24 protein-coding genes and 2 tRNA genes are annotated in these 18,465 nt (G+C 63.0%); 11 read left to right on the top strand and 15 right to left on the bottom strand.

What is annotated here, in order from left to right; translation table 11 throughout:
* Window positions 1–4 precede the first annotated feature (4 nt).
* A tRNA-His gene (locus PQR53_RS16560) sits at window positions 5–80 on the bottom strand.
* A gap of 104 nt (window positions 81–184) precedes the next feature.
* On the bottom strand, window positions 185–1,186 hold the full coding sequence (gene dusA / locus PQR53_RS16555; protein WP_408455705.1) for a tRNA dihydrouridine(20/20a) synthase DusA: 1,002 nt from the start codon (window positions 1,184–1,186) through the stop codon (window positions 185–187).
* Between the two features lie 349 nt (window positions 1,187–1,535).
* On the opposite strand from dusA, the gene PQR53_RS16550 reads away from it, so the two are divergent.
* Window positions 1,536–1,805 carry a hypothetical protein gene (locus PQR53_RS16550; protein ID WP_179731339.1) on the top strand — a complete coding sequence of 90 codons (270 nt, stop codon included), beginning with the start codon at window positions 1,536–1,538 and terminating at the stop codon, window positions 1,803–1,805.
* Window positions 1,806–1,933: 128 nt separating this feature from the next.
* Here PQR53_RS16550 and PQR53_RS16545 read toward each other — a convergent pair whose 3' ends face one another.
* From PQR53_RS16545 to PQR53_RS16535, 3 genes are all read right to left on the bottom strand, one after another.
* Window positions 1,934–2,314 carry a glyoxalase superfamily protein gene (locus PQR53_RS16545; protein WP_408455702.1) on the bottom strand — a complete coding sequence of 127 codons (381 nt, stop codon included), beginning with the start codon at window positions 2,312–2,314 and terminating at the stop codon, window positions 1,934–1,936.
* A gap of 70 nt (window positions 2,315–2,384) precedes the next feature.
* Complete coding sequence (locus PQR53_RS16540; RefSeq protein ID WP_408455699.1) at window positions 2,385–2,627, bottom strand: DUF6566 family protein; 243 nt, start codon at window positions 2,625–2,627, stop codon at window positions 2,385–2,387.
* A 108-nt stretch (window positions 2,628–2,735) separates the two neighbouring features.
* The gene (locus PQR53_RS16535; RefSeq protein ID WP_408455696.1) at window positions 2,736–2,933 is read right to left on the bottom strand and encodes a hypothetical protein; all 198 of its coding nucleotides are present in this window, start codon (window positions 2,931–2,933) and stop codon (window positions 2,736–2,738) included.
* Between the two features lie 284 nt (window positions 2,934–3,217).
* On the opposite strand from PQR53_RS16535, the gene PQR53_RS16530 reads away from it, so the two are divergent.
* Window positions 3,218–3,478 carry a hypothetical protein gene (locus tag PQR53_RS16530; RefSeq protein WP_408455693.1) on the top strand — a complete coding sequence of 87 codons (261 nt, stop codon included), beginning with the start codon at window positions 3,218–3,220 and terminating at the stop codon, window positions 3,476–3,478.
* A 3-nt stretch (window positions 3,479–3,481) separates the two neighbouring features.
* Here PQR53_RS16530 and PQR53_RS16525 read toward each other — a convergent pair whose 3' ends face one another.
* Genes PQR53_RS16525 through ssuD form a run of 4 tightly spaced genes read right to left on the bottom strand, consistent with a single transcriptional unit; the run spans window position 3,482 to window position 6,809 of the window.
* A complete protein-coding gene (locus tag PQR53_RS16525; protein WP_408222691.1) occupies window positions 3,482–3,697 on the bottom strand; it encodes a TOBE domain-containing protein in 216 nt (71 codons plus the stop codon).
* A gap of 49 nt (window positions 3,698–3,746) precedes the next feature.
* Window positions 3,747–4,730, bottom strand: coding sequence for an ATP-binding cassette domain-containing protein (locus PQR53_RS16520; protein WP_408455690.1), 984 nt, complete (start codon window positions 4,728–4,730; stop codon window positions 3,747–3,749).
* Window positions 4,727–5,593 carry an aliphatic sulfonate ABC transporter permease SsuC gene (ssuC, locus tag PQR53_RS16515; RefSeq protein WP_408455687.1) on the bottom strand — a complete coding sequence of 289 codons (867 nt, stop codon included), beginning with the start codon at window positions 5,591–5,593 and terminating at the stop codon, window positions 4,727–4,729. Before ssuC ends, PQR53_RS16520 begins: the two co-directional genes overlap by 4 nt.
* Window positions 5,594–5,648: 55 nt before the next feature.
* Window positions 5,649–6,809 (bottom strand): FMNH2-dependent alkanesulfonate monooxygenase, encoded by a 1,161-nt coding sequence (gene ssuD, locus PQR53_RS16510; protein WP_408455684.1) that lies wholly within the window; start codon window positions 6,807–6,809, stop codon window positions 5,649–5,651.
* 559 nt (window positions 6,810–7,368) lie between these two features.
* Between ssuD and PQR53_RS16505 the strand changes: the two genes are divergently transcribed.
* Window positions 7,369–7,794, top strand: coding sequence for a hypothetical protein (locus PQR53_RS16505; protein ID WP_179731325.1), 426 nt, complete (start codon window positions 7,369–7,371; stop codon window positions 7,792–7,794).
* 119 nt (window positions 7,795–7,913) lie between these two features.
* Here PQR53_RS16505 and PQR53_RS16500 read toward each other — a convergent pair whose 3' ends face one another.
* On the bottom strand, window positions 7,914–9,050 hold the full coding sequence (locus PQR53_RS16500; RefSeq protein ID WP_408455680.1) for an enoyl-CoA hydratase/isomerase family protein: 1,137 nt from the start codon (window positions 9,048–9,050) through the stop codon (window positions 7,914–7,916).
* Between the two features lie 171 nt (window positions 9,051–9,221).
* The gene (locus PQR53_RS16495) at window positions 9,222–10,196 is read right to left on the bottom strand and encodes a TetR/AcrR family transcriptional regulator (RefSeq protein WP_408455677.1); all 975 of its coding nucleotides are present in this window, start codon (window positions 10,194–10,196) and stop codon (window positions 9,222–9,224) included.
* A 154-nt stretch (window positions 10,197–10,350) separates the two neighbouring features.
* On the opposite strand from PQR53_RS16495, the gene PQR53_RS16490 reads away from it, so the two are divergent.
* Window positions 10,351–11,439 (top strand): NAD-dependent epimerase/dehydratase family protein, encoded by a 1,089-nt coding sequence (locus PQR53_RS16490; RefSeq protein WP_408455675.1) that lies wholly within the window; start codon window positions 10,351–10,353, stop codon window positions 11,437–11,439.
* 216 nt (window positions 11,440–11,655) lie between these two features.
* Here the strand turns inward: PQR53_RS16490 and PQR53_RS16485 are convergent, their stop codons facing one another.
* Window positions 11,656–12,081: a DUF1488 family protein gene (locus tag PQR53_RS16485; protein ID WP_408455672.1), complete on the bottom strand. Its 426-nt coding sequence runs from the start codon at window positions 12,079–12,081 to the stop codon at window positions 11,656–11,658.
* Entirely contained in the window at window positions 12,081–12,359 is a 279-nt protein-coding gene (locus tag PQR53_RS16480) for a hypothetical protein (RefSeq protein ID WP_408455669.1), read from the bottom strand. The genes PQR53_RS16485 and PQR53_RS16480 overlap by 1 nt, the downstream gene beginning before the upstream one ends.
* 233 nt (window positions 12,360–12,592) lie before the next feature.
* Here PQR53_RS16480 and PQR53_RS16475 point away from each other — a divergent pair, with 233 nt between their 5' ends.
* Together PQR53_RS16475 and PQR53_RS16470 are read left to right on the top strand one after the other, a co-directional pair.
* Window positions 12,593–12,784, top strand: a complete 192-nt coding sequence (locus PQR53_RS16475; RefSeq protein WP_408455666.1) for a hypothetical protein — start codon at window positions 12,593–12,595, stop codon at window positions 12,782–12,784.
* A gap of 64 nt (window positions 12,785–12,848) precedes the next feature.
* Window positions 12,849–13,232 carry a hypothetical protein gene (locus tag PQR53_RS16470; protein ID WP_408455663.1) on the top strand — a complete coding sequence of 128 codons (384 nt, stop codon included), beginning with the start codon at window positions 12,849–12,851 and terminating at the stop codon, window positions 13,230–13,232.
* Window positions 13,233–13,235: 3 nt separating this feature from the next.
* On the opposite strand, the gene PQR53_RS16465 is transcribed toward PQR53_RS16470, so the two are convergent.
* Both PQR53_RS16465 and PQR53_RS16460 read right to left on the bottom strand, forming a co-directional pair.
* A complete protein-coding gene (locus PQR53_RS16465; RefSeq protein WP_408455660.1) occupies window positions 13,236–13,568 on the bottom strand; it encodes a DMT family transporter in 333 nt (110 codons plus the stop codon).
* A gap of 10 nt (window positions 13,569–13,578) precedes the next feature.
* A complete protein-coding gene (locus tag PQR53_RS16460) occupies window positions 13,579–14,076 on the bottom strand; it encodes a heme-degrading domain-containing protein (RefSeq protein WP_408455658.1) in 498 nt (165 codons plus the stop codon).
* A gap of 366 nt (window positions 14,077–14,442) precedes the next feature.
* Between PQR53_RS16460 and PQR53_RS16455 the strand changes: the two genes are divergently transcribed.
* The 5 genes from PQR53_RS16455 (at window position 14,443) to PQR53_RS16435 (ending at window position 18,289) form a co-directional block, all read left to right on the top strand.
* Window positions 14,443–14,519 (top strand) — tRNA-Met (locus PQR53_RS16455).
* A 367-nt stretch (window positions 14,520–14,886) separates the two neighbouring features.
* Window positions 14,887–15,432, top strand: a complete 546-nt coding sequence (locus tag PQR53_RS16450) for an NUDIX hydrolase (RefSeq protein WP_179731308.1) — start codon at window positions 14,887–14,889, stop codon at window positions 15,430–15,432.
* Window positions 15,433–15,441: 9 nt separating this feature from the next.
* Window positions 15,442–16,179 (top strand): leucyl/phenylalanyl-tRNA--protein transferase, encoded by a 738-nt coding sequence (gene aat / locus PQR53_RS16445; RefSeq protein ID WP_408455655.1) that lies wholly within the window; start codon window positions 15,442–15,444, stop codon window positions 16,177–16,179.
* 117 nt (window positions 16,180–16,296) lie between these two features.
* The gene (locus tag PQR53_RS16440; RefSeq protein ID WP_408455652.1) at window positions 16,297–17,118 is read left to right on the top strand and encodes an arginyltransferase; all 822 of its coding nucleotides are present in this window, start codon (window positions 16,297–16,299) and stop codon (window positions 17,116–17,118) included.
* Between the two features lie 193 nt (window positions 17,119–17,311).
* Complete coding sequence (locus PQR53_RS16435) at window positions 17,312–18,289, top strand: quinone-dependent dihydroorotate dehydrogenase (RefSeq protein ID WP_408456256.1); 978 nt, start codon at window positions 17,312–17,314, stop codon at window positions 18,287–18,289.
* The last annotated feature ends 176 nt before the right edge of the window (window positions 18,290–18,465 follow it).

Below are 18,465 nucleotides of genomic sequence, written 5' to 3'. Positions count from 1 at the left end.
TCTTTGGGGTGGCTGATGGGGCTCGAACCCACGACAACAGGAATCACAATCCTGGACTCTACCAACTGAGCTACAGCCACCACTGACATCTGCTTGACTTGCTAAGCAACTCATTGCTGAGAAAACTTGGCTCGCCGATGAAGAAACGAGATTATACGAACAAGAATCTCGTTTGCCTAGTCCTTTATTCAAAAATTTCGACGGGCTCACGCAGATGCTGCCTTGCCTCGTCGAAGATGGTCAGATCACGCGCCGCCAGACGCTTGCTATCGGACAACACGCGACGCCATCCACGCGCACCCGCCTCGCCACGGTAAAGACCAAGCGCATGACGCGTGATCGAGCCGAGGTACGTGCCGCGCGCCATTTCAGCCGCGCAATAGTCGATCAGCTTTGCCTCGACCTGCTCACGCGTGAGCGGCGTATCCGTCGCGCCGTAGAAGCGTGCATCGACATCGGCCAGCACATAAGGGTTGTGATAAGCCTCGCGCCCGAGCATCACACCGTCGACATGCTGGAGATGCGTCTCCACTTCATCCAGCGTCTTGATGCCGCCATTGATGATGATCTCCAGATGCGGAAAATCGCGCTTCAACTGATACGCGTAGTCGTATTTGAGCGGCGGAATCTCGCGGTTCTCTTTTGGGCTCAAGCCCTTGAGAATCGCGTTGCGCGCGTGCACGACGAACACGTTGCAGCCGGCGTCCGCGATCGTGCCGACGAAGTCGCGCACAAAGGCATAGTCCTCCACCGCATCGACGCCGATCCGGTGCTTGACCGTGACCGGGATTGACACGGCATCGCGCATGGCCTTCACGCAATCGGCGACGAGCCGCGGCTCGTTCATCAGACACGCGCCGAACGCCCCGCGCTGCACGCGCTCAGATGGGCAGCCGCAATTCAGATTGATCTCGTCATAACCCCATTGCTCACCGAGCTTTGCCGAACGCGCGAGGTCGTCAGGTTCACTGCCGCCGAGCTGCAAAGCGACCGGCGCTTCATCGGGCGTAAACGCGAGATGGCGCGGCACATCGCCGTGCAGCAGTGCGCCGGTGGTGACCATTTCGGTGTAAAGCCACGTATGCCGCGATATCACGCGATGTAAGGAGCGGCAGTGACGATCGGTCCAGTCCATCATCGGCGCGACGCAAACGCGGCGCGGACTGGGAGTTTGAGCTGAAGACATGGGGCGGCCAGGCGGCTTGAATCAAACCGCGATTTTACCGCAAGTCGTCAAATGCCCCAGAAACGCCTGCGACTGCCCAGAAATTTTCGACAACACGCTGATAACCCACCCTGTCAGGCGGGTCTTCGAGCGCCGAAAACGCGTCGCCGACGGGGTCGGACCACGGCAGAGGCTTGTCGCCTATACGTCTGAGCGATTATTTCAATAACAAGAATAGTAATTTCAGATTATCAGCATAAATTTTCGATAGTAGGGGTATACACTACATCCCATCGACGTTGCAGACACACCTCACCGGCCCCTGCGACGCCTTCCTGAAATGAAATCGAAACGTACTCGGAGTCACACCATGAAGACCAAGCTCATCGCCGCCCTGCTGGTTGCTGTTTCTGCCTCGATCGCTGCTCCCGCATTTGCTAGCGGCTACGGCCCGGCACCGTTTTATCGTCCGTCGGTCGGCGCACCGGCTTCGCAGCAAGGCCAGAACGCGCAAACCGTTGCAGCTGAACGCGCTAGCGCCGAAGCCAACGCATACGGCGGCGTGAACAACGTGTCGTCGCAATCGGGTACGCGTGCACAGCCTTCGTCGGGCCCGCAATCGGTTTTCTTCGGCCACTAATCTGTCGCCGTTGAGGGTTGCCGTCCACAAGACGGCAGCCGAACTGGGCGCCGCGCATGCAGCCATGCATGCCGGCGCCCAGTGCCGTTTACAGGGCGGCGCGGCATCGAGCCCCGCGCCCTCCTTCATCACGCCTCGCGCACATCAGCTGGCGGCGATTCGCAGAAACGAATCCGGTTACCGAACGGATCAATCGTTTCCAGCACTTTCCCCCACGGCAACGCTTCGACACCCGGCTTCCCGTACTTGTAGTCCTTGCGTTGAAGTTCGGCATGCAGCGCGTCGATGTCCTGCACCGGCACGAAAATCGTCGAGCCTGGCGTCGCGTCGCCATGGTGCTCGCTCAAGTGCAGAATCAGATCGGAGCGGCGCATCTGCATGTAGAGCGGGAAATTCGCCTCGAAGCGGTGTTGCCAGTCGACGGTGAAGCCGAGAAAGTCCACGTAAAACTCCCGGGCTTTCTCTTCTGAAAAAATACGGATGATCGGAATGGCACGTGCAAGATGCAAAGCGGCCTCCAGCGAGTCGTCAAGAATCCGTCAGCTTAATCGAAGCCGTTTGCCGACTCGCACGTTGAGGCTATGGGACGAGGTCGGCATCGATCATTTCACGCGCCGCCCGGAAACCCGCCTCGGCGGCGGCATGCTCGGTAGACCATAGGCTGTCGATGTGCACGAGCCGCCAGTCGACCACCACCGCGTCGCCCCGCAAGATCCGAAAATGCGCCTTGACGCCGGTGAGCACCTGTTCGACCGCGACTTCGACCTCGTAGTCCAGATAGCGCTCCTGATAGTCGCCCATGTCGAGGCCCTTGGGCTCCATGTTCGCCTCCTGGCGTCTTTAGCGACGTTGGTGAAATCCGCAGGCCACAGTTGTCCGCCGGGCCGCCTGCGCGGCTCGGAACACACAATGGGCCGCCTTATCCGACGATCAATCGCAATCGCCGGAAAGGTACTGCCGTCCGTTGCAGGTGATTTCGACTTCCCCGCCGCTCGCCTTGGCAGCGAGTCCATTCGCCAGCAATTCCGCGGTGACGGATTGCGCGAACTTCGGCATGGACTGTCCCACGCCGACATCGTTCAGGCGCCGCAATGCTTCAACCGCTTCAGGACTCAATGACTTCGACATGGCCGTCTCCGTCGTGATGCTCAATTCATCCTAGCAAGTTTCGCGGCCGCATGCAGTGGCGCGTCGAGGCATAAGCGTTGCGTGCAGTGTGTTGCGCGGTGGCACTGCATGCACGCCAGGGCGTGCCCGGCATCGTGTTGACTAAATGTGGACGGGATGCGCCGGGGTCGGAACGCAGCGCAACACGCGAATTTTCCGCGCTGCCGCGGGTCTACGCCCACAAGCGTGGACGCAGAAATCCAATAAACCGCATCGGAAAGGAGAACGAGGTGGAGAAATACAGAATGACAGCGCTGACGGCGGGCGTCGTGCTCGCCGTAGTCGGCGCGTGCGGCACCGTGGCGTTCGCACAAATGTCAAACCCGCCGCTCAAGACGCAGGCGGCCCCGCGGAATGACGGCGCTTCAATGGTCAAGCCGCCCGAAGCGGCCTCCGGCTCAGGCGGTGCGAGCAATCCGGACAATATGCCGATCAAGCGCCCGCGCAAGCCGACCAACGACAAGATGATGCACGAGCCGCCCGCCAGTGCCGCCAACGCGAAATAGCGCTTACAGACGCGCGATCGACACCTCCGTCGACTTCACAAGCGCGACCACCTCCGAGCCGACCTTCAGGTCGAGTTCGTCGACCGAACGCGTGGTGATTACCGAGGTGACGATACCGAACGGCGTATCCACATCGACTTCGGACACGACCGGCCCGCGGATGATTTCCTTGATCTTGCCTTTGAACTGATTTCGTACGTTGATTGCGGAAATGCTCATGTCGAGTGGCTCCTGGAAAAGCGATTGAAAAACGGTCAGTCAAGGGATCTCAGACGGCCCAGCGGACGTCTGTCGGCCGCCTGAGGCGGTCCTCGTCACGTGCGTCGTAAGCGCGCCAGGACAGCGCGTCGTCGTTCGACGCGGTCTTCAGTACGCGTTGCAACACATGATCTTCCAGCGCGGCAAAACCGGCCGACGCACGCGCCCGCGGGCGTGCCAGCGGCACCGGCTGATCGAGCGCGATGCGCCCGTCTTCGATCAGCAGAATCCGGTCGCCTAACGCGACGGCTTCGTGCACGTCGTGTGTCACCAGCAGCGCGGTAAATTGATGTTCGCGCCACAGTCGTTCGATCAGCGCGTGCATTTCGATGCGGGTCAACGCGTCGAGCGCGCCGAGCGGTTCGTCCAGCAGCAGCAATTGCGGCCGATGCACCAGCGCGCGAGCGAGCGCCACCCGTTGACGCTGACCGCCGGACAATTGCGCGGGCCAGTCGTTGGCGCGTTCGAGCAAGCCGACTTCGGCGAGCACGGCACGCGCATCGTCACGGGCGCTGCGGCCGAGGCCGAGCATCACGTTTTGCAGCACGCTTTTCCAGGGCAGGAGCCGCGCGTCCTGGAACATGATGCGGGTGTCGAGCGGCCGGCCGTCGTCGGCGCGCTTTTCGAGCACGCCCGAGGTGGTCTTTTCCAGACCCGCGACCAGCCGCAACAAGGTCGATTTTCCGCAGCCGCTGCGCCCGACAATCGCCACGAAACTGCCGCGCTCGATCGACAGATCGAAATCGGACAGCACCTTGCGCTCGCCGTACTGCTTGCCGACGCCGCGCAGCTCGACCGAATAATCGGCGGATCGGCGTGCATCGTTGCGGGTTAGCGCGCCGGCCCGTTGGCTATCGCGCGCCGCCGGATCGGCGCGCTCGAAACCGGCGGCTTCGTCTGCGTCGTGATCGACGGTGCGCGGTTGCGCCAGTTCGGCTTCGAGATCGCTGCCCGCGATGCCGCCGAACGACGCCGACAAGGTCGTTGCGTTCATGCTTTCGCTCCTCGTTGATAAGCCGGATGCCAACGCAGCGTGACCCGCTCGAGGCCCTTGGCCAGCACGTCGGCGAGTTTGCCGAGCGCCGCGTACAGCAGGATGCCGACCACCACCACATCGGTTTGCAGGAATTCACGGGCATTCATCGTCATATAGCCGATGCCCGATTGCGCGGAAATGGTTTCGGCGACGATCAGCGTGACCCACATCAGCCCCAACGCGAAACGCACGCCGACCAGAATCGACGGCAACGCGCCCGGCAAGATCACGTGCCGGTACAGTGCGAAACCCTTCACGCCGTAACTGCGCGCCATCTCGGTCAGATTGGCGTCGACCGAGCGGATGCCGTGAAACGTGTTCACGTAGATCGGGAAAAACACGCCCAGCGCGACGAGAAACAGCTTCGCCTCTTCCTCGATACCGAACCACAGGATCACGAGCGGGATCATCGCCAGCGCGGGAATGTTGCGGATCATCTGCACGGTCGAATCGAGTGCGATTTCGACGGGCTTGAAGAGACCCGTTGCAAGGCCGAGCACGAGCCCGATACTGCCGCCGACCGCAAAGCCCGACACCGCGCGCCACGTGCTGACCTTCACGTCGGCCCACATTTCGCCGGACTGGATCAGCGACCACGCGGCCTTCACGACCGCCAGCGGCTCGGGCAGCACGCGCGTCGACAGAATCCCGCTGCGCGCGGCGAATTCCCACGCCAGCAGAATCGCCAGCGGCGCGAGCCACGGCGCAAGATGCGCGCCGATGCGGCGCAGCAGGCCGGTACCCGCGCTTGCACGCCCGCCAGAATCCGCCTGCGCACCCGCCTGTGTGCCTCGTTCCACACTCACAGTGGATTGAGCCATGATGATTTCCTCATTGCCTATCGATGAACGTTGTTGCCGAGGCGGCCGGCGATGCTCAGCTCGAGCTCGCCGCCTTCGGCAGATGGTTGCCGCCGACGATCTCGCCGAACGGACCCGACAGCGGACCGCCCGCCGTCTTGCTCTTACGGCCCGGCAGCAGCGGAAACACCAGTTCGGCAAAGCGATATGACTCTTCGAGATGCGGATAGCCGGACAGGATGAACGTGTCGATGCCGAGATCCTGATATTCCTTCATCAGCGCCACGACCTGCTCGGGGTTGCCGACAATCGCGGTCCCCGCGCCGCCGCGCGCGAGACCCACGCCCGCCCACAGATGCGGATAGACCTCGAGCTCCGCGCGACCGCCTCGCTTGCCGCCGTGCAATGCCGCCATCCGGCGCTGTCCTTCAGAATCCATCTTCGAGTACGAAGCCTGCGCGCGGGCAATGGTTTCGTCGTCGAGCTTGCTGATCAGCTTGTCGGCGGCGGCCCATGCTTCTTCCTCGGTCTCGCGCACGATCACATGCAGGCGAATGCCGAACTTGATCTTGCGGCCACGCGCTTCAGCGCGCGCGCGAATGTCGGCGACCTTTTTGGCGACGGCCGCGGGCGGCTCGCCCCACGTCAGATACGTGTCGATGTGATCGGCCGCGATGTCGTGCGCAGCCGCCGACGACCCGCCGAACCACAGCGGCGGATGCGGCTTCTGCAGCGACGGAAACAGCACCTTGCCGCCCTTCGAGGTCAGATGCTTGCCTTCGAAGTCGATCGCTTCCTTGGTATGCGCGGCGCTCAACAGATTGCGCCAGACATGCAGGAATTCGTCGGTGATTTCATAGCGCGTGTCGTGATCGACGAACACGCCGTCGCCTTCCAGCTCACCCGGATCGCCGCCGGTCACGACGTTGATCAGCAGACGCCCATTCGACACCCGGTCGAAGGTCGCCGCCATGCGCGCCGCCAGACCCGGCGACGAAATGCCCGGACGGATCGCGACGAGAAACTTCAGACGTTTGGTGGCGGCCATCAGGCTCGATGCGACGACCCATGCGTCTTCGCACGAACGGCCCGTAGGCAGCAGCACGCCCTCGTAGCCGAGCGTATCGGCGGCCACGGCGATCTGCTGGAAGTAGTCGAAATCCGCTGCGCGTGCGCCTTGGGACGTACCGAGATAGCGGCCATCGCCGTGAGTCGGAATGAACCAGAACACATTCATTTACTGCTCCTGCTTGTTCGAAACTGGATTGAATGGAGACGTGTGTCACGACCGTGCGTCAAGTGAAAAGCCACACGCTGGCCGCGCGCCGCTGGCCGCGCGCCGCTGGTCGCGCGCCGCTAGCCGCGCGCATCCACCCGACACGCGGCCGGAGATGCGAGCGCAAAAAGGACGGAAATACGGCGATGAGGCGCGGACTAGTTCCGACAGCGCGTCCGCGAACGCGCGTGCGCCATGGAGCGGTTGAAGATCGGCATCAGGCAGGACATCGCGACGGCTTCCCTCGACCAAACGTGCGCGTGATGCGCTCGATTAAATGGGCGACGGCGGCAAACGCCGTCTGCATGGAGAAACAGTCTATGGATCGGGGCGCGGCTTTTGAACGATTTTTTTGAGCTTAGGTTTTCCACTTTCGTGATTAGCCCGACGCTAAAGCATACGGATGTTGCGCCTCACCCACGCTGAAAGCGCGGTACCCCTCTATATAATGGCGCCACGTTTCCGATAATCCGGTGCAGGCCGCGCAGATCACGCCGCCTGAGCTCTCGCGGTGCAATGCATGCAAAAACTCATCCTACCGTTCGTCGCCGGTTTTCTGGCTTCCCTGTTCTTTCATGAATCGACGCTGGCGCTGCTGCACGCAGCCGGTTTGATCGACCCGAACGGTTTTTCAACCGCACCGTTTTTGCCGCTCGGGTTGCCCGAGTTCATCGCGAACGCAATCTGGAGTGCGTTCTGGGCGGTGCTGATGGCGTGGCTGCTGCGCGTGGCGCCTGGACGGCGTGCGCCGTGGGTGCCGGCGTTCGTGTTCGGCGGCATTGCGTTGACGGCGGCGAGTGTGTTCGTCGTCGATCCGCTGCGCGGCATCTGGCCGAGCGGCAATATGCTGCCGCGCCTTGCTGTGGGTTTCGCGGCGAACGCGATGTGGGGCTGGGGCGCGCTGGTGTTCATGCGCGCCTTCATGGCGAGCGAAGACGAGGACTGAGCGTTTCGGCTCCACTCGCGGGGCTATGCTGGTTCGGCGGTTTGCGGTTTGCGGCTCGCCGGACCGGCACAGCTTCTGCCGCTGGTATCGCCGTTGCCGTTGTCGTTGCCCGAGTTTATTCAGGCGCGCAGATCGCGCAACGGATGCTCGTTTGCCGGCCACGGGCTTTCGAACATCTTCGCCACATCGGCGGCGTTCACGTCTTCAATGCGCGCAAAGCGCCAGCGCGGCGCATTGTCCTTGTCGATGATGCGTGCACGAATCCCTTCGATCGTGTCGCCCTGCGCAAAGCTCGTGCGTGTCAGATCCAGATCGCCGCGCAGCACCTCCGCCATCGAACCCTCCGCGCGCGTCACCACTTCCAGCGACACCGCCATCGACAACGGCGAACGTTCGCGCAACACGGCAATCGTCTGCTCGGCCCAATCGGCGGCCTCGCCGCCATGCGCCCGCTCATGCTCCAGCGAAGCGAGAATCCGCGTCATGTCGGGCAATGCGAAATGGCGGTCGATCAACGCACGCGCGCTCGCGAGCGGCGAAACATTGGGTTCCGGCACGACCCGATGCGCGGCTGTCTCACGCTCGATGCACGCCACCACGTCGACGCCGCGTTCGAACAGTTCGCTGCGCAACGTATCGACTAGCGCGGGCAATGCCGCGTCGTCGATATAGGCATCGGCGAGGCCTGCATAGAGTGCATCGGCGGCGCCGATCGTCTCACCGGTGACCGCCAGATAACGGCCGAGCGCGCCTGGCGTGCGCGCCAGAAACCAGCTCGCGCCGACATCGGGAAAAAGTCCGATGCGGGTCTCGGGCATTGCCATCTTCGTCGAGTTGGTGACCACCCGCAGGCCGCCGGTACGATGCGCGCCCTGCGAAATCCCCATGCCGCCACCCATCACGACGCCGTTCATCAGCGCGATATAGGGCTTCGGGTAGGTGAAGATCGTGTGATTGAGCCGGTATTCCTCGATGAAAAACGTATCGCGCGCGGCCTGCTCGCCGCGCTCAGCCGACTCGTACAGAAAGCGGATATCGCCGCCCGCGCAGAACGCGCGCGGATGCTCGCTGCGCACCACCACGGCGAGCACGTTGGGATCTTCGCGCCACTGATCGAGCGCCGCGTGCATGGCGCGAATCATGCCGGTCGACAGCGCGTTGAGCGCCTTCGGCCTTTCCAGTTCAATGAAACCGATGCGGTTGGCTACGTAAGTCGCGACTTCGTCGCTGACGGCGGGCGAGGCGGAAATGGACATTGAGAGCTAAGCGCGATGGCGCGAGATGAGTCGGAACTGAACGTTATCACGCACGCGTTGCTTTCGGCTTGGTGGTGGACCTGGTCTGCGCTTTGGGTTCTGGTTTGGACGCCGCTTTGGTGGCGTCGTGGATCTCCGCGTCGGTGGCGGTTTTGAGGTTGATGGCTCAGGCTACTTCGTGGACTTCCTGCCGGACGGCGCGGCGGCCTGAGACGGCTGAGCGGCCAGGTCGCCGCCCAACTCGGGGGTCGATTCCACCGGCGCGTCAGCGGACTTTCTTTTACGCGCGCGCGAAGAACTGGTGATGCCTGACGGCTGACCGGCATCTGAGGTACCCAGCCACGCATCAAGTGCGAGACCCACCACCGTATCCAGCGGCGCGGTCGGAAACACCGGGCATGTGAGGTTGAGTGCGACGATGCCGTGCAAGGTCGCCCAGAACGCCTCGGCCCACACTGCCACATCCATGGACGCGGACAGGCGCCCCGCCGCTTTCAATTCTTCGAGCGCGGAGAGCATGATGCGCAACGAGGCATCGCCGGGGTCGTCATCGGATTTCGCGGGCGCGAGACTCGCTGTTCCGGAAGCGGTGGAACCTGCGGCCGTTGTTTCTGCTGCGGTCGTTTCTGCCGCGGTTGTTCCTGCTGCCGCTGTTCCCGCCGCCGTTGTTCCTGCGGCCGCTGCCCTGGCCGCCGGCATCGCCACAGCTTCGTCCGTCGCCCCCGCATCCGCGATCGCAGCCACCGACACACCCGTGCCCGACACCGCGGCCTTCCCGCCCAACGCCGCGCCCGTATAGCTGGGGTCTTCCATGAAGATCAACCGGTAGGTTTCCGGATGCGCGACACCAAAAGCCACATAAGCGCGCCCGAGCGCCCTCAATCGCTCAGCCGGATCGGCGATCTGCGCTAACGGCACGAACGTCTCCAGCAATTGCGCATAACCTTCCGCGCACAACGCATGCGCGATCTCATCGCGGCTCGCGAAATGAAGATACAGCGTGGCGGGCGAATACTCGATGGCGTCCGCAATCTTGCGCATGGAGAGCGCGGCAAAACCTTCGCGCATGACGATGCGCCGCGCGGCATCGAGGATGCGCTCGCGCAGCGCCTGTTTCTGACGGCTTTTTCGTTCGACGATTCCCATGACGAACATTCTCCGGTTGACAAACTGAAAAGTCAAATTAAACTGAACGGTGTTTACTGAACGATGTTCATTAAATTTTCACCGATCAACCAAGATCGTTGAAAATCAGTCACAGTCCCCCAGGCGCGATACGGCGCCGCTTCCAGGAGTCGTCATGCAAGCCACAGGGAAAGTCGGATTATTCGGTGCCGCGGGCGCGGCCGGTCAAGTCATCGCAGCGGCGCTAAGCGCGGCGGGCCGGGATTATCGGGTGGTCGGCCGCGCCCGTGCGCCGCTCGAGGCCGCTTTCGGCGATGACCTGCATGCGGAAATCGTCACGTGGAATCCGGACGACCCGGCCTCGATCCGCGCCGCGGCCGAGGGCCTGCAGACCGTGATCTATCTGGTGGGCGTGCCCTACGATCAGTTCGCCGCGCATCCACCGCTAATGGAAAGAACCCTGAGCGGCGTGACGGCGGCGGGCGTCGAACGCTTCATTCTGATCGGCACCGTGTATCCCTACGGCCGCGCGCGCGGCAATCCGATTAGCGAAAATCATCCGCGTGAGCCGCATACGTTCAAAGGCAAGATGCGGCTCGCGCAGGAAGATCTGGTGCTGGCGGCACATGGGCGTTCAGGCGGACGCACAAGCGGAAGCGCGAGTGAGAGCACAAGCGGGAATACAAGCGCAAGTGGGCGTGTAAGCGGAGGCACAAGCGGATCGCCCACCCTGTCGACACTGGTGCTGCGCCTGCCGGACTTTTACGGTCCTGGCATCGAACGCAGTCTGATCAATGGCGTGTTCGAGGGCGCGGCGCACGGCAAGCGCGCGCAGGTGATCGGGCCGGTGGACGTACCGCACGAATTCATCTACTTGCCGGATATCGGACCGGTGGTCGAGAAACTCACACGTACACCGGAAGCATATGGCCGCTGGTGGCACCTGGCCGGCACGGGCACGATCACGCAGCGCGAGGTGGCGAGACAGGCTTATGCGCTGGCGGCCCGCGAGCCCAAGCTGATGGTGGCCGGCAAGACCCTGCTGTGCATGCTCGGCCTCTTCAATCCGCTGATGCGGGAACTGGTGGAAATGAATTACCTGATGACCGAGCCGCTCGTGCTCGACGACGCTGCACTCACACAACTCATCGGTCCGATCGCCAAAACGTCGTACGAAGACGGTATCCGTCAGGCGTTCAACGCTGCGCGCGCCACGGCATCGGCCGGTATGGACACGCATCGGGACGCCGCGAAAACAGCCTGACTGGGAGCGGACCTTCCTGCGCGGAAACGACGCAAGCTCGTGCGGCCCGCACGCATGAAATACACGTGAAAGGGACGGAAGCCCGAACGGCCTGCACGCACGAAATACACACGAAGGCGGCGCCGACGCGAACAACCTCACGCGTCGAACACCACCCGCGCAATCGACCAATTTTGAACGCGCGTGTCTATCTGCCGTGTCGCCACGAGCCCGCGTCTAAACCGCGACGTTTCCCGGCGGGAAATGGCCGCTCTTGAGCAGCACAGGTGTGCCGTTGCTGATCTGCAAATGTTCGCGCGCAACCGCCTCGATATGCGGACGCCCGGCGTCGAACGCGCGCATCCAGCCTTCGAGATCTTCGCTGTACGCGCCGAAGTGATCCTCGAGCGCTTCGACCGAGATCGCGCACGGCACCGTTTCGCCGTCCACGAGCGCGGGAAACACCACCGTCAGATTGGAGTCGCGGTAAGCAGGCGCGTCCGCGGGAAACCGAATTTCCATGGTCGCCTCATCAGAAGTATCCGGCAGGATATGGACACCGGTCAGAACCGGCTGCCCCCGGACATGCCCGATATGGTACTCGCGCGGCTGGACCGCGGTCCAGCCTCCGGCGCCGTCTTCCTGAGTGCCGCGCGCCGCCATCAGGCAGCTCCGAGCAGGCGGTCGACATAGTCGCGCGCGGCCCGTTCGACGAAAATCAGCGCGTCCTCTTCGCTGCCAAAGCGCTGCGCATCGCCGAGTTCGAGCAGGGTTTCCATCCGGTGCGGATCGTCCGGCCCCTGTTCAGCCAGACTCACCGAACCGACGTACGTACCGGTTGCGGCGCCGGCGCCCGGCGCGGATGCTTCGACAGCCGGCACGAGGCGCGCGGCAGCGCTGATGTAATAGCCGCGATAAGGGCCGCTGACGCGTTCAGCCATGTTCTTTCTCCTCGCTTGCAGTGGATGGACGGACGCCACGTGGACGGTTCACACGCATGCGCTCGCGGCAGACAAGTAAGTAAGGCGCGCCCCGAGCCGATAAGTTCTCTCTGCAAAGTGATACGCCGGATTGCACTTGTGCCGCTCGCCTCTGTCGAACCAGTTCACCGGCACATTCACGGGCACGATCGGTGCTGACGCTGTGACGCCATTTCAAGTCCAACGAGCGCAGTATGGGAAAATATTTTCTGCAGAACCACGAACTGCCTGAGCCGGATGCCGCAAACAAATGGTTTGCGTACGCCGAAAGCCATGGCATCGACATCCCGAAAGCCATCAGCATCTGGGAAGACGCGGCCACCGAAAGCGGCGCGGAAAGCCGTCAAAAGATTGGCGCGGCGGGCATCACGATCGAAACGCCTTAGCCTCGAGCGCACACTTCCGGTGTATGAGGCGAGACTCGATATCTATTTGAAAGGAAACATCACGATGCATTTCATGACGCAACTGCGCCGCCCCGGCCGCTTCCGACCCCGCAGCGCCGCGCTTGCGCTCGTCCGCGGAGCGTCCCTGTCTGTTGCCGTGCCCGCCGCCCTGTTGCTTGGCGCGGGTCTCGCCGGCTGCGCATCGTCGAATACCACGTCGCTGATCAATCTGCCGAACGGCCAGACCGGCTTTGCGGTGAACTGCAGCGGCGCCGATGCCGCTTCCAGCTGGGCCTCCTGCTATGTGCAGGCCGGTCGCGCATGTGGCGCAACCGGCTACGACATCGTGTCGAAAGACAATGACGAAGGCGGCACCGCGGGCGGCAGCGTCACGAACGTCGTCTCGGCCAACGTGAAAAACCGGTCGATGATCGTGCGCTGCAAGTAAGGCTCAGTGCGCCTGCATCTTCGAGAACATATTCAGCACGGCGACACCGGCAATGATCAGCCCGAGCCCGATGATGGCCGGCAGGTCGGGCACTTGCCGGTACAGCACGAGCGCGACCAGTGTGATCAGCACGATACCGGCGCCGGACCACACTGCGTAGACGATGCCGACCGGAATAGTCTTGAGCGTCAGCGACAGGCAATAGAACGCAATGCCGTAGCCGATCACCACAACCGTTGCCGGCAACAGGCGCGAAAAACCTTCCGACGCCCGCATCGCGGAGGTCGCAATGACTTCGGCGACGATCGCAATGGCAAGCAATGCATAAGGAGGCATGCGCATCGGCTCAGGCCTTTGCAAGCGCGAGCTTGCTGTAGTCATGGCCAAGATGAGCACACAGCGCTTCCACTACCAGTTCATGATCGGCCCGCTGCGGCAATCCGGATACCGTGATCGAGCCGATCACGCCCGCGCCCGCGACCTTCAATGGGAAAGCGCCGCCATGGGACGCGTATTCCGTGGCCGGCAAGCCGTGCTTGTCAGCGAGCGTGCTGCCGGCCTGTTGCATCTTCAGACCGATCGCGTACGAACTGCGCCGAAAATGCGCGACCGTGTTGCCCTTGCGGCGCGCCCAGTCGACATTGTCCGGCGTCGCGCCGTCGAGCAAGCTGAAGAACAGCGGCTGACCGAACGTGCGCACGTCGATGGCGGCGGCGATACCGCGTGCTTTGCAGACTTCATGCAGATAGACACCGACCTGCCATGCGCGGTCGGCGTCGAATTGCGGGAACACCAGCGCGTGTTCCTGAGCGGCAATCACCTGTAGATCGTGAGCGATATCCATGGAGTTCAGAGCAAGGTAAGAAGTGAAGCGCGGGCCGTTGCAAATGCATCCCGGCGCGAGGAAGAGAATCTGAATTCTAGCGCAGCGTCTTACGAGGGCCTTCGGGCAGGCGACGGTGGCAATGCGCGTGGCGACTTTGGACGGCGCCGCGCCTGGAAGTTCGCTGTGCTTTGAAATTCGCTGTGCCTGGGAGTTCGCGTCGCGTTGCGAGCCGCCGCGCTTTGCAGTTCGCGTCGCTTCGGAAGTCGCTTCGCGTCGAAACCCGCCACGCTTGCGAGCCGCCTCGTATTGGCGCGTATTGAAGTCGGCTCTTAAATAGCTATTGCGTCGACCCCCGCTTTGTCCTATACTCTTTTCTTCGACGGACGCGGGGTGGAGCAGTCTGGCAGCTCGTCGGGCTCATAACCCGAAGGTCGTAGGTTCAAATCCTACCCCCGCAACCAAGTCACTTCCAAGTAGCTGAAGCGATTCGAAACGTCGAAACAACATCAAGGGCTTGCCAAATCGGCAGGCCTTTTTTGTTTTCTGCTTCGCTCTTCAGTTGCGTGCGTGCTCTCCTCTTTCCCTCACCCAGATACCGCACGCCTCACGTCCATGCATCGATCTAGTAGCAATCCTAACTCACCCGTCGTCGAATAGCGCGTAAAGGCGCCAGCGTTAGCCAATCGGACAAGGCCGTCATTGCCCGCCCCCGTCCATCGCATACCACGCGCCGCTGCCTTCACCTCCCGCCGGCCTGCCGCCTTCGCCGTCCCTCGGAAAATGCCGGCCCAGTGATAAACTCCCATCACTCTTTCTCGTCCCCTTCCTATGAAATTCTGTTCTGTCTGCGGCCACGGCGTCAGCCTGAGCATTCCGCCGGGTGACAACCGCGAGCGCTTCGTATGCGGCAATTGCGGCACGGTGCACTATCAGAATCCGCGCAACGTGGTCGGCACCGTTCCGGTCTGGGACGACAAAGTGCTGCTGTGCCGGCGCGCGATCGAACCGCGCTATGGCTACTGGACGCTGCCGGCAGGTTTCATGGAAATGGGCGAAACCACGGCCGAAGCGGCTTCGCGCGAAACCCTGGAAGAAGCCGGCGCGCGCGTCGAGGTGCAAAGCCTGTTCTCGCTGCTGAACGTACCGCACGTGCATCAGGTGCATCTGTTCTATATGGCGCGGCTGCTCGACCTCGACATCGCGGCCGGCGAGGAAAGCCTCGAAGTGAAACTCTTCGAGGAACACGAAATTCCGTGGGACGAGATCGCTTTCCCGACGGTCGGCCAGACCTTGCGTTTCTTTTTCGCCGACCGTGCCGCCGGCAGTTACGGCCTGCACACGGGCGACATCTTCCGCTCGCTGCGCGAAGGCTGAGCGGCGCGCATGGTTCCCTGGCTCGGACCTGACGATCCGTTCCCTCCCGTCGAGCGCGCGCTCGGCGCGGCAAGCGGCGCACCGGGCCTGCTCGCCGCCAGCGGCGACCTGCTGCCGTCGCGGCTGATCGACGCCTACCGGCGCGGCATCTTTCCGTGGTACTCGGACGGCCAGCCGGTGTTGTGGTGGAGTCCCGACCCGCGCATGATCCTGCGCCCCGCCGAGTTCAAACTATCGCCGTCGCTGCGCAAGACGCTCAAGCGGGTGCTGCGCGAGGACGCGTGGGAAATCCGCGTCGACCACGATTTCGCCGCCGTGATGCGCGCCTGTGCGCAAGCGCCGCGGCGCGGCCAGCGCGGCACCTGGATCACCGCCGACGTGGTCGAAGCGTATTCGTCGCTGCATCGGGTGGGCGACGCGCACAGCATCGAAACCTGGTTCGAAGGCAAGCGCGTAGGCGGTTTGTACGGGGTGTCGTTCGGCCGGATGTTCTTCGGCGAATCGATGTTCGCGGAGCTCACCGATGCGTCGAAAATGGCGCTGGCCGCGCTCGTCGGACACTTGCGACGTCACAAAATAGAAATGATAGACTGCCAGCAGAACACGTCGCATCTGGCGTCGCTTGGCGGCCGCGAGATTGCGCGCAAGGCATTCATCGCGCATGTTCGCGCGTCTGTCGACGCACCGCCCATTCCCTGGCGCTTCGACAAGACCGTGTTGCTCGATGTCGTCGCGCCGGCGGCGTAGTAAGAATCAGGCCGAATCCGGATCCGTTGCCTACCGGGCCGCGGGTCACGAGCCGCGGGTTGAAAAACCGCAAGGCGCCGGGTTTGCAATACCAGAGACGCTTCGAGAGCTGCCAACGTGACTCATCCCAACGAGCTGCCTCTTTCCCCGCTTTCCGCGCTGCAATTTTATGCAACGGCGCCCTATCCCTGCAGCTATCTGGATGGACGCATCGCGCGCTCGCAAGTCGCCACACCCAGCCATCTGATCAACTCCGACGTCTATACCGACCTCGTCAAAGCCGGCTTCCGGCGCTCTGGCGTGTTCACGTACCGCCCGTATTGCGATGGCTGCCGCGCCTGCGTGCCGGTGCGTGTGCCGGTCGACCGTTTCGAGGCGAACCGTACGCAGCGCCGGGTCTGGAAGAAGCACGGCGAACTGGTCGCAACCGTCGCCCCGCTGCATTACGACGAAGAGCACTACGCGCTCTACATGCGTTATCAGTCGGCGCGACATGCCGGCGGCGGCATGGACCGCGACAGCCGCGACCAGTACGAACAGTTCCTGCTGCAAAGCCGGATCAACTCGCGGCTGGTCGAATTCCGCGAGCCGTTGCCGGACCATCCGGAAGCGCCCGGCATTCTGCGCATGATCAGCATGATCGACATTCTCGGTGACGGGCTCTCGTCGGTATATACGTTCTTCGAACCGGGTCTGCCGCATACCAGCTTCGGCACCTACAACATCTACTGGCAGATCGAGCAGGCGCGCAGTCTCAAGCTGCCCTTCGTGTACCTCGGCTACTGGATTCGCGAGAGTCCGAAGATGGCGTACAAGGCGAATTTCCGGCCACTCGAGGGCTTGATCGACGGTGCATGGCAGGTGCTCGATCCTGCCAGCATCGATCTGCCGCCGGTCGATCTGGCGATTCAAGGCAAACGCGGGCCACTACGGCCGTAATGTCCGCGGGTTTCACTGGCCCGGCCAGCACGGTAGGACCCACGCACTCCGGCACCGGCGCCTCCACTTCCCTTTCAGTTAGTCTCATTAAAGCCTCAAAGCCGGTAAAATGGCGGGTTCCCATTTTCCGGCCGCCCGGCTTCGTCCTGTGTTCAGCTCCCTCTACCCGCTCGTACGCGCCCAACTCTTTCGCATGGACGCGGAAGACGCTCATCACCTGACTTTGCGCATACTCGGCGCCGCCGGCCGCACCGGTCTCGCCAGCGCGCTCGGGCCGCGCGTGCCGGATGCGCCACGCACCGTAATGGGGCTGACCTTCCGCAATCCGGTTGGGCTCGCCGCGGGCCTCGACAAGGACGGCGCCGCGATCGACGGTCTGGCCGCACTCGGCTTCGGCTTCATCGAAGTGGGCACGGTCACGCCGCGCGCGCAGCCGGGTAATCCGCGCCCGCGCATGTTCCGCCTGCCGCAGGCGAATGCCGTGATCAACCGGATGGGCTTCAACAACGCGGGCGTCGACCAGTTCGTCAAGAACGTGCAAGCCGCGCGCTATCGCGGCATTCTCGGGCTGAATATCGGCAAGAACGCCGACACCCCGATCGAGCGCGCCGCCGAAGACTATCTGTACTGCCTCGAACGCGTGTACCCGTTCGCGAGCTACGTGACGGTCAACATCTCGTCGCCGAATACGAAGAATCTGCGCCAGTTGCAAGGCGCGGGGGAACTCGACGCGCTGCTCGCCGCGCTGAAGGACAAGCAGCAGCGTCTGGCCGACATGCACGGCAAGCTGGTGCCGCTCGCCCTGAAGATCGCGCCGGACCTCGATGACGAACAGATCAAATCGATCGCCGACACGCTGTTGCGCCACCAGTTCGAAGGCGTGATCGCCACCAACACCACGCTGTCGCGCACCGCCGTCACCGGCATGCAGTACGGCGACGAGGCCGGCGGCCTGTCGGGCAAGCCAGTGTTCGACGCGTCGAACGAGGTGATCCGAAAACTGCGCGCGGAAGTCGGCGAGACTGTGCCGATTATCGGCGTGGGTGGGATTTTCTCGGGCGAGGATGCGCGCGCCAAGCTCGCGGCGGGCGCTTCGCTGGTGCAGCTCTATACCGGCTTCATTTACCGCGGACCGGCGCTGGTGGCCGAATGCGCGCAGGCGCTGCGCTGAGGCTAATGGCAGGCGGTGGCTTTCGGGCGCAGTGAGTTCGTGCGCGGCGTGGGGATGGCCAATCCCCGGTCCATACCCGGTCCATACCCGGTCCAAGCCGGCCATAAAGCGATCCGCTCCGCGCCATCGCCCAACCCCCCCCCACGCCCCCCCGCCACACAAACACAAAACGGAAA

Origin of the sequence: Paraburkholderia fungorum (genome assembly GCF_046027605.1) — a bacterium.
Taxonomy (GTDB): domain Bacteria; phylum Pseudomonadota; class Gammaproteobacteria; order Burkholderiales; family Burkholderiaceae; genus Paraburkholderia; species Paraburkholderia fungorum_F.
Note: the sequence above shows the minus strand (reverse complement) of the source record. Positions and strands in the feature narration are given on the sequence as shown.

Excerpts from the sequence above, each read along its gene's own strand:
- dusA (WP_408455705.1), bottom strand. The coding sequence starts at position 1,186 with ATGTCTTCAGCTCAAACTCCCAGTCCGCGCCGCGTTTGCGTCGCGCCG.
- PQR53_RS16550 (WP_179731339.1), top strand. The coding sequence starts at position 1,536 with ATGAAGACCAAGCTCATCGCCGCCCTGCTGGTTGCTGTTTCTGCCTCG.
- PQR53_RS16540 (WP_408455699.1), bottom strand. The coding sequence starts at position 2,627 with ATGGAGCCCAAGGGCCTCGACATGGGCGACTATCAGGAGCGCTATCTG.
- PQR53_RS16535 (WP_408455696.1), bottom strand. The coding sequence starts at position 2,933 with ATGTCGAAGTCATTGAGTCCTGAAGCGGTTGAAGCATTGCGGCGCCTG.
- PQR53_RS16530 (WP_408455693.1), top strand. The coding sequence starts at position 3,218 with ATGACAGCGCTGACGGCGGGCGTCGTGCTCGCCGTAGTCGGCGCGTGC.
- PQR53_RS16525 (WP_408222691.1), bottom strand. The coding sequence starts at position 3,697 with ATGAGCATTTCCGCAATCAACGTACGAAATCAGTTCAAAGGCAAGATC.
- PQR53_RS16520 (WP_408455690.1), bottom strand. The coding sequence starts at position 4,730 with ATGAACGCAACGACCTTGTCGGCGTCGTTCGGCGGCATCGCGGGCAGC.
- ssuC (WP_408455687.1), bottom strand. The coding sequence starts at position 5,593 with ATGGCTCAATCCACTGTGAGTGTGGAACGAGGCACACAGGCGGGTGCG.
- ssuD (WP_408455684.1), bottom strand. The coding sequence starts at position 6,809 with ATGAATGTGTTCTGGTTCATTCCGACTCACGGCGATGGCCGCTATCTC.
- PQR53_RS16505 (WP_179731325.1), top strand. The coding sequence starts at position 7,369 with ATGCAAAAACTCATCCTACCGTTCGTCGCCGGTTTTCTGGCTTCCCTG.
- PQR53_RS16500 (WP_408455680.1), bottom strand. The coding sequence starts at position 9,050 with ATGTCCATTTCCGCCTCGCCCGCCGTCAGCGACGAAGTCGCGACTTAC.
- PQR53_RS16495 (WP_408455677.1), bottom strand. The coding sequence starts at position 10,196 with ATGGGAATCGTCGAACGAAAAAGCCGTCAGAAACAGGCGCTGCGCGAG.
- PQR53_RS16490 (WP_408455675.1), top strand. The coding sequence starts at position 10,351 with ATGCAAGCCACAGGGAAAGTCGGATTATTCGGTGCCGCGGGCGCGGCC.
- PQR53_RS16485 (WP_408455672.1), bottom strand. The coding sequence starts at position 12,081 with ATGGCGGCGCGCGGCACTCAGGAAGACGGCGCCGGAGGCTGGACCGCG.
- PQR53_RS16480 (WP_408455669.1), bottom strand. The coding sequence starts at position 12,359 with ATGGCTGAACGCGTCAGCGGCCCTTATCGCGGCTATTACATCAGCGCT.
- PQR53_RS16475 (WP_408455666.1), top strand. The coding sequence starts at position 12,593 with ATGGGAAAATATTTTCTGCAGAACCACGAACTGCCTGAGCCGGATGCC.
- PQR53_RS16470 (WP_408455663.1), top strand. The coding sequence starts at position 12,849 with ATGCATTTCATGACGCAACTGCGCCGCCCCGGCCGCTTCCGACCCCGC.
- PQR53_RS16465 (WP_408455660.1), bottom strand. The coding sequence starts at position 13,568 with ATGCCTCCTTATGCATTGCTTGCCATTGCGATCGTCGCCGAAGTCATT.
- PQR53_RS16460 (WP_408455658.1), bottom strand. The coding sequence starts at position 14,076 with ATGGATATCGCTCACGATCTACAGGTGATTGCCGCTCAGGAACACGCG.
- PQR53_RS16450 (WP_179731308.1), top strand. The coding sequence starts at position 14,887 with ATGAAATTCTGTTCTGTCTGCGGCCACGGCGTCAGCCTGAGCATTCCG.
- aat (WP_408455655.1), top strand. The coding sequence starts at position 15,442 with ATGGTTCCCTGGCTCGGACCTGACGATCCGTTCCCTCCCGTCGAGCGC.
- PQR53_RS16435 (WP_408456256.1), top strand. The coding sequence starts at position 17,312 with ATGGACGCGGAAGACGCTCATCACCTGACTTTGCGCATACTCGGCGCC.